At 45.1% G+C, this 15,799-nt stretch carries 16 protein-coding genes; 14 read left to right on the forward strand and 2 right to left on the reverse strand.

Annotation, left to right across the window (positions count from 1 at the left end):
- The 9 genes from A3738_RS12750 to A3738_RS12790 form a co-directional block, all read left to right on the forward strand.
- On the forward strand, positions 1 to 207 hold a 207-nt coding region (locus tag A3738_RS12750), incomplete at its 5' end, for a signal peptidase II (protein WP_197473840.1).
- Between the two features lie 65 nt (positions 208 to 272).
- Positions 273 to 710 (forward strand): peptidylprolyl isomerase, encoded by a 438-nt coding sequence (locus A3738_RS12755; RefSeq protein WP_068478570.1) that lies wholly within the window; start codon positions 273 to 275, stop codon positions 708 to 710.
- 17 nt (positions 711 to 727) lie between these two features.
- Positions 728 to 1,678, forward strand: coding sequence for a 4-hydroxy-3-methylbut-2-enyl diphosphate reductase (ispH, locus tag A3738_RS12760; protein WP_068478568.1), 951 nt, complete (start codon positions 728 to 730; stop codon positions 1,676 to 1,678).
- A gap of 269 nt (positions 1,679 to 1,947) precedes the next feature.
- Positions 1,948 to 2,433, forward strand: a complete 486-nt coding sequence (locus tag A3738_RS12765; protein WP_068476874.1) for a GspH/FimT family pseudopilin — start codon at positions 1,948 to 1,950, stop codon at positions 2,431 to 2,433.
- 15 nt (positions 2,434 to 2,448) lie between these two features.
- A complete protein-coding gene (gene pilV / locus A3738_RS12770; protein ID WP_197472083.1) occupies positions 2,449 to 2,925 on the forward strand; it encodes a type IV pilus modification protein PilV in 477 nt (158 codons plus the stop codon).
- A gap of 13 nt (positions 2,926 to 2,938) precedes the next feature.
- On the forward strand, positions 2,939 to 3,994 hold the full coding sequence (locus A3738_RS12775) for a PilW family protein (RefSeq protein WP_068478566.1): 1,056 nt from the start codon (positions 2,939 to 2,941) through the stop codon (positions 3,992 to 3,994).
- A 9-nt stretch (positions 3,995 to 4,003) separates the two neighbouring features.
- Entirely contained in the window at positions 4,004 to 4,576 is a 573-nt protein-coding gene (locus A3738_RS12780; protein WP_068500397.1) for a PilX N-terminal domain-containing pilus assembly protein, read from the forward strand.
- A complete protein-coding gene (locus A3738_RS12785) occupies positions 4,573 to 9,099 on the forward strand; it encodes a pilus assembly protein (protein WP_068478562.1) in 4,527 nt (1,508 codons plus the stop codon). The genes A3738_RS12780 and A3738_RS12785 overlap by 4 nt, the downstream gene beginning before the upstream one ends.
- Before the next feature lie 15 nt (positions 9,100 to 9,114).
- Positions 9,115 to 9,570, forward strand: a complete 456-nt coding sequence (locus A3738_RS12790) for a type IV pilin protein (protein WP_068478560.1) — start codon at positions 9,115 to 9,117, stop codon at positions 9,568 to 9,570.
- Positions 9,571 to 9,630: 60 nt separating this feature from the next.
- Here A3738_RS12790 and A3738_RS12795 read toward each other — a convergent pair whose 3' ends face one another.
- On the reverse strand, positions 9,631 to 10,200 hold the full coding sequence (locus A3738_RS12795) for a GspH/FimT family pseudopilin (RefSeq protein WP_068478558.1): 570 nt from the start codon (positions 10,198 to 10,200) through the stop codon (positions 9,631 to 9,633).
- A 108-nt stretch (positions 10,201 to 10,308) separates the two neighbouring features.
- Between A3738_RS12795 and thiO the strand changes: the two genes are divergently transcribed.
- From thiO to dbpA, 4 genes are all read left to right on the forward strand, one after another.
- Entirely contained in the window at positions 10,309 to 11,382 is a 1,074-nt protein-coding gene (gene thiO / locus A3738_RS12800) for a glycine oxidase ThiO (RefSeq protein ID WP_068478556.1), read from the forward strand.
- Positions 11,383 to 11,428: 46 nt separating this feature from the next.
- The gene (locus tag A3738_RS12805; RefSeq protein ID WP_068475058.1) at positions 11,429 to 11,668 is read left to right on the forward strand and encodes a hypothetical protein; all 240 of its coding nucleotides are present in this window, start codon (positions 11,429 to 11,431) and stop codon (positions 11,666 to 11,668) included.
- Between the two features lie 73 nt (positions 11,669 to 11,741).
- The gene (locus A3738_RS12810; RefSeq protein ID WP_068478554.1) at positions 11,742 to 11,975 is read left to right on the forward strand and encodes a DUF1161 domain-containing protein; all 234 of its coding nucleotides are present in this window, start codon (positions 11,742 to 11,744) and stop codon (positions 11,973 to 11,975) included.
- A gap of 123 nt (positions 11,976 to 12,098) precedes the next feature.
- On the forward strand, positions 12,099 to 13,478 hold the full coding sequence (gene dbpA, locus A3738_RS12815; RefSeq protein WP_068500613.1) for an ATP-dependent RNA helicase DbpA: 1,380 nt from the start codon (positions 12,099 to 12,101) through the stop codon (positions 13,476 to 13,478).
- Positions 13,479 to 13,953: 475 nt separating this feature from the next.
- Here the strand turns inward: dbpA and A3738_RS12820 are convergent, their stop codons facing one another.
- On the reverse strand, positions 13,954 to 14,505 hold the full coding sequence (locus tag A3738_RS12820; RefSeq protein ID WP_068478552.1) for a TetR/AcrR family transcriptional regulator: 552 nt from the start codon (positions 14,503 to 14,505) through the stop codon (positions 13,954 to 13,956).
- Between the two features lie 175 nt (positions 14,506 to 14,680).
- Between A3738_RS12820 and A3738_RS12825 the strand changes: the two genes are divergently transcribed.
- Positions 14,681 to 15,646 (forward strand): alpha/beta hydrolase, encoded by a 966-nt coding sequence (locus tag A3738_RS12825; protein WP_197472084.1) that lies wholly within the window; start codon positions 14,681 to 14,683, stop codon positions 15,644 to 15,646.
- Positions 15,647 to 15,799 lie beyond the last annotated feature (153 nt).

Genomic DNA, 15,799 nt, shown 5'->3' on the forward strand with positions numbered 1-15,799 from the left:
CTAGGTAACCTGTATGACCGGATAATGCTGGGATATGTTGTCGATTTCCTTCATTTTTACTGGAACGATTATCACTTTCCAGCCTTCAACATTGCAGATAGCGCTATCTCGGTTGGTGCCGCAATGTTGGTATTAGATATGTTCCGTAGCAAGGACGAAGACGGTAACCCAAAACCAAAGAGTCGTTCTGAGTCTCGGGCAATATAGTCTCGAGTCATATACTAGAGAGCGATTTCGTTTCTGTTTAACGTTCCATTTAGGTAGTTAAAAACGTGAGTTTAGTTGTTTCTGCGGACACACGTGTCACGCTTTATTTTTCTTTGAGCCTGCAAGATGGCTCAGTCGTCGATTCTAATTTTGACGCTAACCCAGCGACATTTGAGTATGGTGATGGTCAATTACCCGATGGCTTCTTGTCCTGCCTTGATGGCATGAAAGAAGGTGAGGAGGGGGCTTGGCTCGTGACTCCAGAAAAAGCGTTTGGGATGCCAAATCCAAATAATGTTCAAACCTTTAAACGTTCCGACTTCGCAGCAGATATGCAACTTGAAAAAGGCCTAGTCATTTCTTTTGCTGATGCGAGTCAGTCTGAGTTGCCTGGCGTTATAAAGCAGTTTGACGACGAAGAAGTGGTGGTCGATTTCAACCATCCGCTAGCTGGCGATACATTAACGTTCAAGGTTAAGATCGTTTCGATAGAAACTATTTAGGGATCATAGTTCAACTCATGCAAATTCAACTTGCTAACCCCCGAGGATTTTGTGCTGGTGTCGATCGCGCGATTGAGATCGTTAATCGTGCATTAGAGGTATTCGGAGCGCCAGTGTATGTGCGTCACGAAGTTGTTCATAACCGTTTTGTTGTGGATGACCTAAAGAATCGTGGCGCTATATTCGTTGATGAGTTGCATGAAGTACCTGATGATGCTTTGGTGATTTTCAGTGCGCATGGCGTGTCTAAAGCTGTGCAAAATGAAGCGCAAGATCGAGGCTTGAAAGTCTTCGATGCGACCTGTCCTCTTGTCACGAAAGTACATCTTGAAGTGACCAAATTCTCGCGTGATGGAATGGAGTGCGTCTTGATTGGCCACGAAGGCCACCCTGAGGTCGAAGGTACGATGGGACAGTACGATGATTCTAATGGCGGAGTTATCTATCTTGTTGAAGACGCAAGCGATGTTGCTCAGTTATCTGTCAAAGATCCTGAAAACCTAGCGTATGTAACGCAGACAACTTTATCTGTGGACGATACTTCAGTGGTGATTGATGCTTTACGAGAGAAGTTCCCGAAAATTCAAGGCCCGAGAAAAGACGATATTTGTTATGCCACGCAAAATCGCCAAGATGCTGTAAAACAAATGGCTCCTTCTTCTGATTTGATGTTAGTGGTTGGTTCTCCAAATAGCTCTAACTCAAATCGTCTACGTGAGCTTTCAGAGCGTATGGGAACAAAAGCTTATTTGATTGATGATCAGTCTCAGATCGAAGACGCTTGGCTTGATGGTGTTAATAATGTCGCGGTCACAGCTGGTGCTTCAGCGCCAGAAGTCTTAGTACAAGCAGTTATTGATCGACTTAAAGAGTTGGGTGCAACGTCTAGCAAAGAAGTCGATGGGCGAGAAGAGAATATTGTTTTCTCAATGCCTAAAGAACTAAGGATTCCCGTTAAGGAAATTTGACGATATTGGGGTCAGAGTAATTTTACTCTGGCCCCAAGCCCTTCTTCTGCGCTATCCATCTGTTTTTCTTAATAAATATCTGAATCTTTCCTACATATCTTCAATTCTTAGCTAAGCTGAAGAAAAGCCCTCTGTTTTTGTGTTTTGCCTCGCATTTCGCTTCGTAGAATTGCCGTTTATCAACAATAACAACCGTTGATCGCTAAGCAGACTCATTTTTACATCTGGGCATCTACAGTATACAAATCGAAAACCAAGATGGCGGACAGATGAAACAATCAGGATTCACTCTCATCGAACTTATGTTAGCGCTTGTCGTAGCGGGCATCGTTGCTGTGATTGCCTTACCTAGCTTCGGCAATCTTATTGCGCGCAACCAAATTAGTGCCACCGCAAACAATGTCGTGGGAGCGTTGAATTTGGCGCGAGCTGAAGCGGCTCAGCGTGGTCGAGTTGTTCAGGTGAATTCATTAGATGTCGGTACACCAACCAATTGGACTAGTGGATATCGCATTTGGGTAGATCTTGATGGCGATGCGATCTTTGATGCCAACGAAGAGATCCGACGTTTCGATGCCATTGACGGTGCACTTACCTTAACAGGCACCGCTGGTACTTTTAGTTTCAACGGCGCTGGTTTTGCAACACCTGCGATCAGCTTCAATCTATGTACTGCTCAAGCAGGCTTAGATGATCGTCAGATAGCCGTGGCTTTGTCGGGTCGCGTGAACGTGAATAATTTTACCTGTCCTTAATGAGTGATGAATGACATGAGACAACTTACCTTTACAGGCAAACATCATCAGCAAGGTCTCTCTATGATTGAGATTATGGTGGCGATGCTAATTCTAGCAGTTGGTTTATTAGGCATGGCGAGTATGCAGGTGAGAGCTGTGCAAGACACCTCAAACTCAAGTTATCGCGGTGTTGCACTGTACTATGCCAATGATATGGCTGATCGTATGCGCGCGAACAGCGAAGGCGTTGATAATGGCGATTATGGTGATGGAACGGGAGGCAGTGCCAAAGCAAATTGCCTGAATACAACAGGATGTTCTTCTGCAGATATGGCGATCAATGATCGATTTGAGTGGCAAGCAAATCTAGCAAGATCTCTCCCGGCAGGTCAGGGTTCTATTGCTTTGAATGGCAGCGTTTATACCGTAAGGGTGCAGTGGACAGACCGTGTCGAGCAAGGTACAACGAGCATCGCGACAAGCTCTATTGATCTTTCATTTGAGCCTTAAGGAGTAGAGCACTATGACACAACATTCGAAACAACAAGGCTTATCACTTGTTGAATTGCTCGTTGCCTTGGCGTTGAGTTCTTTCCTATTGCTTGGTTTATTCCAAATTTTTAATAGCAATAGTCAGGCTTTCAATCTTCAAGGTGGAGTTGCACGCGTTCAAGAAAGCGGTCGTATCTCGATGGAGTTTTTGTCTCGTGGAGTGCGTGCTGCAGCGTTTCTTGGCTGTGCATCGGGAGATGCGAGTTCACCATTCACCAATGGAGCAGACACGAGCGAATTCTCGAATGTAGCATTTCGAAACGAGCTAATTCGTTTCAATGGCGACAATGGTATTACCGGCTTTGATAATGTGACTGGCGCAGTTACAACACTGAACAACATGGGCTTGAGTGTCGGGACAGGTGCACAACAAATTGTAAGCGGAACGGATGTATTTATCGTGCATGGTGCAGAGTCATGTGGATTGAGTGTCACAGCTTCTGATGCAACTTCGATTACTGTTCCGAATGCTTCTTCTTGTGATATCGCAACAAACGACCTAGTGATCGTATCGAGTTGTGCGCGTGCTGAGCTATTCTCTATAACGAGTGACCCAACAGCAACGAACGTGCTTAATCATGGGACATCGCATAACAATAGCGCCAACTTTGCTGATGATATTTATGATCCTGACGGTAGTTACTTGTACCTACCTACTATTACTGCATACCACGTCGGCAATACGGCCGATGGTGGTCGCGCACTGTTCATGACGCAGATTAACCGCTCTGGCGAGACTTCCTCGTTTTCGACTCAAGAGATCGCCGAAGGCGTGGAAGATATGCAGGTGCTTTACGGTGAAGATACTAATGATGATGGAACAGCGAATCGCTATGTGGCTGCCGATGACGTCGATGACTTTTTGAATGTTGTAGCAGTACGCACACGCATTCTTACCGCGTCTGAAGATCGCACAGTTGCGGAAAACCAAACCTATAACTTCAATGGCACGGCTACGACGGCTGCGGACTTACGCTTTTATGTGCCGTATGAAACTACGAATACCATTCGCAATCGTTTGAAATAGGGAGCGAATATGACACACGTATCTACTATGCAGAATCTAAACCCTAAAAAGCAGAAAGGCGCTGCCTTATTTATCTCGCTTATCTTCTTGTTGATCTTGACGGTATTGGGTGTGAGCTCAATGAACGACACCATTATGCAAGGGAAGATGTCTGCAGCGATTCAAGACGGCAACGTTGCACTGCAAGGTTCAGAAACAGCCGTTCGCGCTGCAGAGCAAGCTATTGAAGCGTTTATTTCGACAACGGGTTTCAATTCAACTGGCCCGTTTTATACCAATGGTAATGCGCCAGACCCATTTGATGCCAGCATTTGGGTTGATGACGTAAACAATACCGCCACCCAGGCAGCGGGTGCCGTGGCAGGGCAAACAGTGCAACCACGTTACTTTATAGAGCTTGCGGGTTCAGTCGAAGATGATGGTCTAAACACCGGTCAGGGTGACTTTGGTGAAACCGGTGGTGGTTATGGTTCAGGCACCGGTAACCCTTTAATCACAACGTTTAGAATTGTCGCGCGTAGTACAGGTGGTACCGCGAATTCACAACGCATTATTGAAACATACTACGGTAAAAAACTATGAGCTTGATCAATAGACATACGACAGAAGCATCAAGCTCTAGCGACCTTGCAGGGGGGCGTGCTATGAAAACATTCGAACGCAAACTTCGTTGGTGTGCGCTGGTCACATATCTGACCGCACCTACTATTGCTTATTCTGCTCCAGGTCAGTTAGCAGACCAGCCATTATGGTTAGGCTCGTCTGTGAAACATAACCTAATGTTCGCGATTGATGACTCCGGTAGTATGGACTGGGAGCTATCTTTCCCTGTCAATGATGGTACACCGCGTTTGAGAAGCGATGGTAATTTTGTAGACTCAAACGGTGATTACCTCAATAGTGGTGGCTACGGCCAGTATGCTTACGTATTTGCCAACGGCGTAGATACAGGCGGGTATGACGGTCGCCGCCTCTATAGCAACCGCTATGCAATACCCCCTATTGCACAGTACGCATCAGCAAAAAGTTCCGCATACAACACGGCATATTACGACCCAAGTGTGACCTATGATCCTTGGCCGACCTTTACTAATGCTGAGTTTGATAGCGTTGCGAAAACCAATGGCTATACCTTTACAGATGCGAGTGTGACAGCAACCTTAGTTGAGCCAGTCACAACGGCTTTTGGTACACGTACGGTTAACTTATTTGCAGACTTAGATACATCTACTAAAACGGAATCTTATTGGGATTACGATATTCGCGATGCTGACATGGTTTGTAAAGAGAGTGGTGCAGACGATTGTGCCGATAACTCTCGCCAAGACTACACATTTTATCCAGCAACCTACTATCTGAAAGATCAGAGCGACCATTATTATTATCACGCTGTAGGAGGCTCTGGGTCGGGCGCACCCTCTGTAACAGACAGTGATTTATTAGAGGCAGAGAAGCCTAAAGCGCCAATTGCCGATAATATTTCTGAGCCAATGAAGTTTGCTGCTGCGTTAGAGACGCAATCTTCTGGTACTGAATCTGACCGTATCCAAGCATCTCGTGACACCAATGTAACAAGTGGTGGCGATTTTATCGGGACGCTTGTGAGTTTAGGGACGGGCAATCGTACGAGTGTGCCTGCCACTGGTAAAACACTTTATACGGTAGAGGCGAAGAGTTCAGGAACACATTATATTTGGATGCGCGTATTTGGCGCAGGAGGGTCTTCGGATTCATTTTGGGCGAAATTAACGAATCCATTGGGAAGTGATCCAAGCGTTAGTTACAGCAATGGCAACGCATTAGGCGATTATGGCTCTTTGCAAAATAATATGCCAAATAATACTTGGGGATGGGTCAAGTGGGGTGAGGCGAATCTCACTGCTGGTAATTATGAGCTTGAGGTCGCATACCGTGAAGGTGGTACCTTGATGGATCAAATCCTTGTTACTTCGAATACAGATACGCCAACAGGAATAATGACTTTGGTGGATCCTAGTGCATTAGGTGATCGTCGAGAGTGTTCGGCATCAACACCTTCTCACTATCTTGAGTTTGCGCGTAATCCTGAAAGATATCGTATTGGAGAGAGTTCAGGTTCTGACTCATTGATTGAATCTGGAAGATCGCTTGCTTTCGACGGTGCTTGTCTCACGCGCTATCAGATTGGTAAAACGCAAGCTGATGGTGAGGCATTTATTAACGGTGCGGGCGTTACACGTACTGTATTGGAAGAAAAGCAAAACTTCGCGAATTGGTTCCAATATTATCGTCGTCGTCACCAAGCAATGCGTGGTGGCTTAGCAGCAGCGGTTCAGGGTATTAATGGTATTAAAACAGGCATGTTCTGGATTAATAACAGACGTACTGTTGGTTCTGCACAAATGAAAGATGTTGGTGTAGGGACTGAACTTGGTACCTTCTTAGACGAGCACTACACGCGAGTGAATGCGGGCGGTACACCACTGCGTAGCGCATTGAATCATGCTCGCAATCAGTTCAAGAGCACAACCGGCCCTATAACCAGTGAGTGTCAGAAAAACTATACATTGTTGTTCACAGATGGTTTTAATACCCAAAACACAACAAGCGAAGTTCAGTCTGTGCTTAATGACGGTATCGGCAACCAAGATGGTTCTGCGGGTGCCCCTTATCAAGACAGTTACTCAACGACACTCGGCGATATTGCATATGATGCTTATACAACGAACTTGAGAGGTGACCTCCCAACAGGTGCAGTGCGAGTCAATCCGCTTTGTGCAGACGCGAGTCCGGATGCTTGGTTAGACTGTAATACTAATCTACACATGAACACTTATACCGTCGGCTTAGGTTTGCGCGGGAATATCTTTGGTGTGACTCATCATGCTGTGGAAGATGCTCATGGGGCTAATACTGAACCAGTTTGGCCAGATGTTTCTGATGAAGGTCTTCCTCAGGTGGATGATTTATATCACGCAGCAGTCAATGGCCGTGGCGAAATGTACAGCGCAACGTCGCCTGATTCTTTGAAAGAAGCGCTGCGTTCGGCGATCAACGATATTGTGACATCTATTGGTAGCGGTTCAGGTGTAACCTTTAACTCTTCATCATTACGTGCGCAAGATGGCACATCTATTTATACAACACTCTTTAATTCGTCTGACTGGAGTGGTGACTTAGAAGCACGCTTACTCGATCCAAGCAATGGTGATGTGCTTGATATTGTTTGGTCAAACTCAGCGGGTGAGGCTTCAGGTGCTGCGGCTTTATTGGATGAAAGAGATATTTCAGTTGCTGATCAAGAGCGAGTTATCTACACACAGGGTGCATCGGATGGTGTAACCTTTGAGTGGGCGAATTTAACGGACGCTCAGAAAAACGACTTACGCACGAATCCTCCAGGAGAAGCGGCAAGTCCTGACGACACGCTCGCGCAGGATCGACTAGCTTACCTGCGCGGAGATCGCTCAAAAGAAGGCGGTGCGTTCCGAGCGCGTGGTAGCCGTATGGCCGATGTTATTCACTCTGCACCTGTTTATGTAGGGGAGCCTTCTTCTGCGTGGCCAGACGATGGACTGTTTGGTGTTGATGGTAACCGTTATTCAGATTTTTCTGACAAGGATGATGCAAACGGCGGCGCAGCAGGACGTACGCCTGTTGTATATGTCGGTGCGAATGGCGGTATGCTTCACGGCTTTAACGGCCTTAATTCTGGCACAGACGCAGGTAAAGAAGTGATGGCTTATGTGCCTAATTTGGTCTACTCAAGCGTTGCGGGTGAAGGATTGCACTATCTAACAGACCCTAACTATGCGCATCAGTATTACGTAGATTTGACGCCAGTAGCGCAAGACGTCTATACAAAAGGCAATTCTGCAGATGTGTCACGTGACTGGCGAACTGTTCTAGTTGGTGGCCTGCGTGCTGGTGGTAAAGGCTTATTTGCACTGGATGTGACGAATCCTGATGACTTTACAGACTCAGCGACGAATGCTGCTAATACTGTAATGTGGGAATTCACTGAAAGTGATGATGCAAATCTAGGTTTCTTGACGACTGCTCCATTAATCTCATTGATGAATAACGGCAAATGGGCGGTTATCTTTGGTAATGGTTATGAGTCAACCAATGGTCGTGCAGCACTCATGATCTTGTATATCGAAGAAGGTCTAGATGGATGGGCTGCAACTGACAAAGTTGTGATTGATACGGGTGTAGGTACCTCGCTTGATAAAAATGGTTTATCTGGTGTAACGGCTGTTGACTTGAATGGTGATCAGATTCCAGATCGTATTTATGGTGGTGATATTAAAGGCAATATGTGGGCCTTTGATGTGAGTAATACAAATGCTGCCAATTGGGGCTCTGCCTATAACTCCGGCACAACACCAAAACCATTATTCTCAGCAAAAGATAGTAATGGTGCGGCACAGCCTATTACGGCAGCACCTAGTTTGGCATTGAACAGTGCGCAAGCTAATAAAGGCTTTTCGCCAAATGCTTTAGTTACTTTTGGTACTGGTCAGTATTTAGTAGATGGCGACCAAGCGAATGTAGATGTCCAAAGCTATTACACCATCTGGGATAGCGGAACTGAGCAAGAGCTTGTCCGTACCGATCTAGCGGCTAGAACCTTTACGGAAACGGATGAGGTGAAGTCTCTCACTGGTACAGACGTGAACTGGGACAGTAACGAAGGTTGGTATGTCGACTTCATCGTTTCTGGCGAATCAGCTGAAGGTGAGCGTGTGACGCAAAAACCTGAGTTGCTGTTTGATTCAGAGGTTGGTCCGATTGCCTTGTTCTCAAGTTTGATACCAGATGTATCTGAGTGTTCAGGTGGTGGTGCGAGTTACTTGTATGCCTTGCCGTTGCTAACCGGCTTAAATCCAAGCAAGCCTATTCTTGATTTGAATGATGATGGCCTCATTGACGAAAACGACGTTGGCGCAGGTATGAAGAGCGATAACTTCAACAACGAGACGAATGTACTTGGTAAATACACCTTCAGCTCAAACAAAGAGAAGCCAAAAGACAGCACGGGTATCGATAAAGGCGAGCACGCCGCGACTACTGCATCTGATCGTGAAGGTCGTTTGGGTTGGTTCGAGTTGATTAATCAATAATGAGAGGAAAAAAACATGAAGACAAATAAGCAGCAGGGTTTTTCCCTCATTGAGTTGATGATTGTGGTGGCGATCATCGGTATTTTGGCCGCGATTGCCTACCCAAGTTACCAAGAGAATGTTGCGTCAACGCATCGCGCGAATGCGCAAAGCGAGCTGATGGGTTTGAGTTCAGCGCTTGAGCGCTGGTACACGCAGAATAATCATTACTCGAATGCTGCCGATGGTGGTGCCGATACGGGTTTGCCAGGTGCTGGTTTATATGGCTTAGATCAAGAAATTGCGCGTTTTTATACCATCACTATTTCTCAGACCGATGGTGGCACAGCTGATACAACAGCGGCTCAAACATATACTCTGCAAGCTGCACCAGTTGTAGGAAATATTATGGCGAATGATCGTTGTGGCACTATGACGATTAATTCGGCGGGTGTAAAAACGCCGGCTAACCCAGCTGATTGTTGGCGTTAAACTCGCATTAATATGCAGACAACGGGGCCAGAGTAAAAATATTCTGGCCCCGTTTTTTGTTTAAGAGCACCGCACGGGGCTGCCACCGCTATATTCACGAACACCATCGTTGTTGGAATCTCTTCCAAAGTATGGGCGTCCCGCTACATTGACGATTACAGGCACCGCCGTCTCAACGTTCTTATTATTTGCGCAAACCGTAAAGGTGCCATTTTGAAAGTTGGTCATCCCTGTCGGTAAAAACTCAAGATAGTCTTGTCTTCGAAACGAACCCCAGCGAATGCGGTTATCATCACTACCAAGTTCAAATAAGTGAATCATGTCATCGGTTGCGTCGAAGCTTTTATTCCCGTTGAGGTCGCGATAAATCATCATCGTATTCGACCAATTTTTATCGCAATGACTTTCGTTGTCACTTGCGCATATAAAAACAGATTGGTTTTCTTTAATCGCGAGGCTGCGCGCATACATGATGGCTTGAATAACAGTGCGTGCATTTTGCTCGACACGTTGTTTTTCAATAAACGAAAAACTACCAAATGAAATGCCAAATGTGATGGCGATGATTGTAAAAGCGATGAGAAGCTCGAGTAGCGTAAAGCCACGCGAGTAATGCGAAGAATATGTCATAACATCAATCCTTGATGAGAATAAAAAGTTGAGTCAATCCTTTAACTCGTGCTCCATTTTCATCAGCCAGCGCGTAGAATACAAGCGCATATTTTTAAGGGGATTTGAATGAAGGCGATTGTTGTTGGTGCGGGTGTGATTGGCATGTTGCAGGCTCGTGATTTGGCACACAATGGGTTTGATGTGGTTTTGTATGACCAAGGCCAACTAGGGCGCGAAGCGAGCTGGGCAGGGGGAGGAATTATCTCTCCGTTATATCCCTGGCGTTATTTGGCTCCAGTGACAGCGCTCGCAAAGCGCTCGCAAGCTATCTACGCCGAGCTGATTGAAGATCTCGAAGCGGAAAGTGGTATCGATCCAGAGATTAGCCATCACGGCTTATTAGTGTTGAATGTTGAAGACCAACAGGCTGCGCTTAACTGGGCCGAGAATAATGCCTCTTGGATGGAAACAATTTCTGCCGAACATCTCTATGATCTAGAGCCAAAACTGAAAACAGGTTTTGCATCGTCTTTGTGGATGCCAAAGGTTGCGAGTGTTCGTAATCCGCGCTTATTAAGAGCCTTAAGGACCATCATGAATCTTCACGCGGCCATTACCGTGCGTGAGAATCAAAAGATTGCAGGGATTGATGAGGGTAGAGTGAGCTTGCTCTCTGGCGAAATAGATTATGCTGACTTAGTTGTGGTTTGCTCGGGGGCATGGACATCTCAGCTCATGCCTCAGATCTCGTCAGAGATTGAACCTGTGAAAGGCCAAATGCTGGTGTTTGATGCGCCAGTCGGTTTAGTCAATCGCGTAGTGTTGAGTGATGGCCGATATGTGATTCCCAGAAAAGACGGAAAGGTGGTCGCAGGCAGTACGCTTGAATATACCGGCTTTGAAAAGCTAACCAATGAAGAGGCGAAGCAATCGCTAATCGACAGCGCTATCTCCTTATTCCCAAGTCTTGCTGAATATCAGGTGAGTCATCATTGGGCCGGCCTGAGACCCGGATCGCCAAAGGGTATTCCTAGTATTGGGCGTATTGAAGGTTATCGGCACGTTTACGTGAATGCAGGGCATTTTAGGAATGGTTTGGTATTAGCGCCGGCATCGGTAGAGTTATTAAGCAAAATAATTGATACACAGTCCTCAGAAATAGATCCTAGCCCTTATTCTGTGGGCCTTAGAACCGAGTAATGGTGCAGGTTTGCTATACTTTAAGGACATACAGGAGGTACACATCATGTTTAAAAAAATCTCAATAGTGTTGGCGCTAGTAGCTTTCGGCTTTTCGTCATCTTTAATGGCAATGCCTAAGGATTGCGAAGTGATGATGTCTAATCTACAGATTCAATATGGGCAAGACGAAGACGACGGTTTCGAGCTAGTTCTTGCTGAAATCGATGACGATGTTGAAGGCAAAGTGGTGGGCTACTGCGGTTCTGGCTACAAAGTCGTTTATCAAGAAGTCGATCCTTCATAGCGATTTATAATCCTGCATCTTTTCGATTCTTTGCTACTCTCCCTCTACCGTTAACTAAATTAGTTGGTGGATTATGAAAAATATTTTCGCGTGGGGCGTAGCAATGACCCTTCTTGCATTACCTTTGATTGCTAGCGCAGAACTCAAAGATTGTAATGAGTTGAAAGATGAGATCGAAGCCAAGATTAAAAACAATGGGGTGAAAAGCTTTAAGCTTACTATTGTTGAAAAAGACGCCTCAGCTCCGGGTGAACAAGTCGGTAGCTGTGAAGGTGGCACCAAGAAAATTATGTATGAGCGTGGTTAAACTCCTCGATTCAAGGTTTACTTTCTCTTCAACTAGATTACTCTAGCGCCTCTGTCTTGCTCTGCGCTCATTCACTATTCAGCGTGCGGCAACATTCTCTTTTTATTCACAGATTTATACGCCATGACTAATCAAAGCTTTTCCTCTTTAGCTTTAAAACCAGAATTGTTGGATGCTTTAAACAAAGCTGGTTACGAGACTATGACTGATATTCAAAGTGCTGCCTTGCCAAACTTGCTTGATGGAAAAGACTTAATCGGGAAAGCAAAAACGGGAAGTGGTAAAACGGCGACTTTCGCGTTAAATCTACTGAATAGACTGGAGCCGAAGCGATATCGTATTCAAACTTTGATCTTGTGCCCAACGCGCGAATTAGCGACGCAAGTTGCGGAAGAGACGCGCAAGCTAGCGAAAGGTATGCACAATGTAAAAGTATTGACCTTGTGCGGTGGTCAGCCAATGGGACCTCAAATTGGTTCGCTCGAACACGGTGCACATATTGTTGTGGGCACACCGGGACGCATTAAAGATCACTTACGAAAAGAAACGCTCAAACTCAATAACGTTGATACCGTCGTTTTGGACGAAGCTGATCGAATGCTAGATATGGGATTTTTGGAGGACGTTGAACATATTGTAGGGCACTGCCCTGCGCAACGTCAGACCCTACTTTTTTCCGCGACCTATCCTGATAAAATTTCCTCCCTAGCGAAACGATTATTGAATAATCCTGTAATGGTGACTGTAGAAAGCGAGCATAGTGACGATCATATCGAACAGCGTTTTATTGAAGTACAAGAGCGTAATAAACAAGAAGTACTCGCGCGTATCTTGCGTCACACGCAGGCTGCGACCGCAATTGTTTTTGCAAATATGAAGCAAGATTGTGATGACTTGGCGCAATCACTGAATGATCTTGGCGCCAGCGCACTAGCCCTTCATGGTGATTTGGAACAACGCGAGCGTGACTCTGTTCTAACCCGATTTATGCAGGGAAGCTGCTGTGTTTTGGTTGCGACAGATGTCGCGGCTCGTGGCTTAGATGTCGATGATGTTGCTCTTGTCGTCAATTATGACTTGCCACGAGACAGTGAAGTGTATGTGCATCGTATTGGGCGGACTGGTCGCGCTGGTCACTCAGGAAAAGCTTATAGCATCTACACAGCGAAGCAACGGTACAAGCTCGAAATTTTAGAAGGTGAGCGCCAACAAGCACTTGAATATCTCGATGCTGCTAGCTTTAAGGCAAAGGGTAGTTTTCCTGAACCTGAGTTCGTGACGATAGAAATTTCTGGCGGTAAACGAGATAAAGTACGCCCCGGAGATCTGTTAGGAGCCCTAACAGCAGATGGCGGAATAGCCGGCTCTGAAGTCGGTAAAATTAAAATCGTTGCACGAGCAAGTTATGTCGCAGTGAAATCAGGATCGATGCGCAAGGCGTTGAATATTCTGAATGAAGGAAAAATAAAAGGGCGCAAATTCCGCGCGAGAAAGCTCAAGTAAATCGAAATGTAAAGAAACCAAAAAGGCAGACTGTCTCCATTCTGCCTTTTTTATTTGATAAAACACTTCTTGCTCAAATTATTGAATTGCTTCACGTCGTTTTCAGTGTGCAGTTGATCGATATCAATCAATTTTTTTCTTCTCGCACTAGTCTTATATTAATCAGAATTTCTGATTAAATAATGAACATGATTCCTAGCCTTATCTGTAATACAAGGCTAGTATCTAACCGACACATAGCTGTTTGCATGGAAATTATAAAAGTAATAAACCATGTTCTTCAGTTATAAAATCCTTACTTAGAAAGAATAACAAAAACAATATTATATGAGTTGGTGCTGTACGTTGGCTAAAAGAGGGAAGGAGACTTTCGCCTCGAAGATGTATTGCATCGGCTGTTTATGAAAAGCGGACATTTCAACGAATATTTTCGAGTCGCACTGTTTCGAAAGAGGGCAAATGAAGTTTCACTCTATTAGCTTGTCAAATAACAATAAAGCATGTGTGAGCATTCTTTTGTTAATTTGCTTAGATCAATTTGAGGGGCAAACAAAACACCTTGATGGGTAAGGTTCTCTATGGTTTGCATAACCACAAAGCTTGCGAGTTTTAGATCCTCACTACTTATTTCATGGGCTCGGCTTTTCAAAAAGCTCTCGGTTAAATTCAGCAATACGCCATCGAGCTCTTCTACGCGAGTGTAGCCGTCTAGTTTGTTTAGCTCTCTTACGAGTACCTGATGTAGCTGCGGTTCTTGCTTATGAGCGTCCATAACCGCATGCACCATGGTTTCAAGCGCTTCTTTCAGGTCAAGAGAAGGCAGCTTTTGTAAAGTAGCCATAATGATTGTGAGCATCTCATCAATATGGCGATTGCCCAATTCAGCAAGAATCGTTTCTTTATTCCCAAAGTATTGATAAATCGAACCAACGCTAACTCCTGCGATTTTAGCAATGTGGTTGGTGTTTAATTTCCCCTGTCCTTCGCTAACTAAAATATGAGCGCTGGCTTCGAGTATGCAATCCACTGTATTAGATGATCGGCTCTGAGCGGGCTTGCGACGGGGCTTTGAGGTGGTTTTATTGACTTTCATGAGAATAAATAAACGCGAGTATTTAATGTGAGTAAATGCTCATATTATAGTGTTCTGTTATCTAAAGCACCGTTTAGCGCTACGCAGTCCAATGGAGGAATTGAGTTTGATGAAAGAGCAACCAAGTTACCAAAGTGAATCATACTGGCAAAACTACCAAGATTATTTTCCGGAACACCTACGGATTAATCACCAGAACCAGCCCAAAGAGGAGTGGTGGTTGTGGCAGGGAATCAATGTTCATTTAGATCGTTATGTTCCATCGACCAAAGATGACGTAAAGGTGATCATGCTGCATGGAGGTGGTGGCTATGCACGTTTGTTGAGCCCGTTGGCCCTCGACCTGTATGAGAAGGGATATGAAGTCGTGATGCCAGACTTTCCAGGGTATGGATTAACTGATTCGCCGGAAAGAAAGGTGGACTACCTAACGTGGGCAGATTTGGTTGTCGATTTAATTGAGCATGAATCAGAGCAAGGCCAGCAAAAAATCGTATTGTATGGGCTTAGCTTGGGTGGGATGCTAGCGTACTATGCGGCAGCTAGATCAAAATATGTTAAGGGCATTATCGCAACCACATTGTGTGATCCGCGATTGGCTTCTGTTAGAGCTGCTTTCGCTAAATTCCCTCGAATGAGCGCGGCAATCTTACCGTTATTGAAATGTCTAAACCCCATTTTAGGAACACTAAAGCTTCCTTTGAAATGGTTTTCTAAAATGCACGCTTTATCGAATAATGCCGAATTTAATCAACTTGTTGTTAACGACCCAAACGGTGGTGGAAATCGAACACCGCTGCATTTCATGCTTTCGATTATGATTGCAACACCTAAAGTTGAACCCGAGAACTTCAACTCGTGCTCGGTTTTGTTGGCTCATCCAGCAGAAGATAAATGGACGCCATTTGAACTCAGCGAACAGTTCTATCAGCGCTTGGCCTGCAATAAAAAAGTTGTTTTATTGGAAAACGCTGGGCACATGCCCATAGAGCAGCAAGGTTTAGATCAGTTAAGTCGTGAAGCTAGTAAATTTCTAGAAGAGGTAAAAGGCTGCAGGCCAAACACAAAACTGTAATTTCACATTCAGTCAGTTGCTCAAAAATGAATGCCACAAGTCGCTTTTATAATGTCGGCTTTATCACAATATCCGATGAAGGTTTTCAGTTTTAGTTCCGACCGCTTTTGTCTAGCAGCAGAAGTTTTAAGCGATGAAAGCATGACTTACTTT

Source organism: Oleiphilus sp. HI0066 (assembly GCF_001635725.1).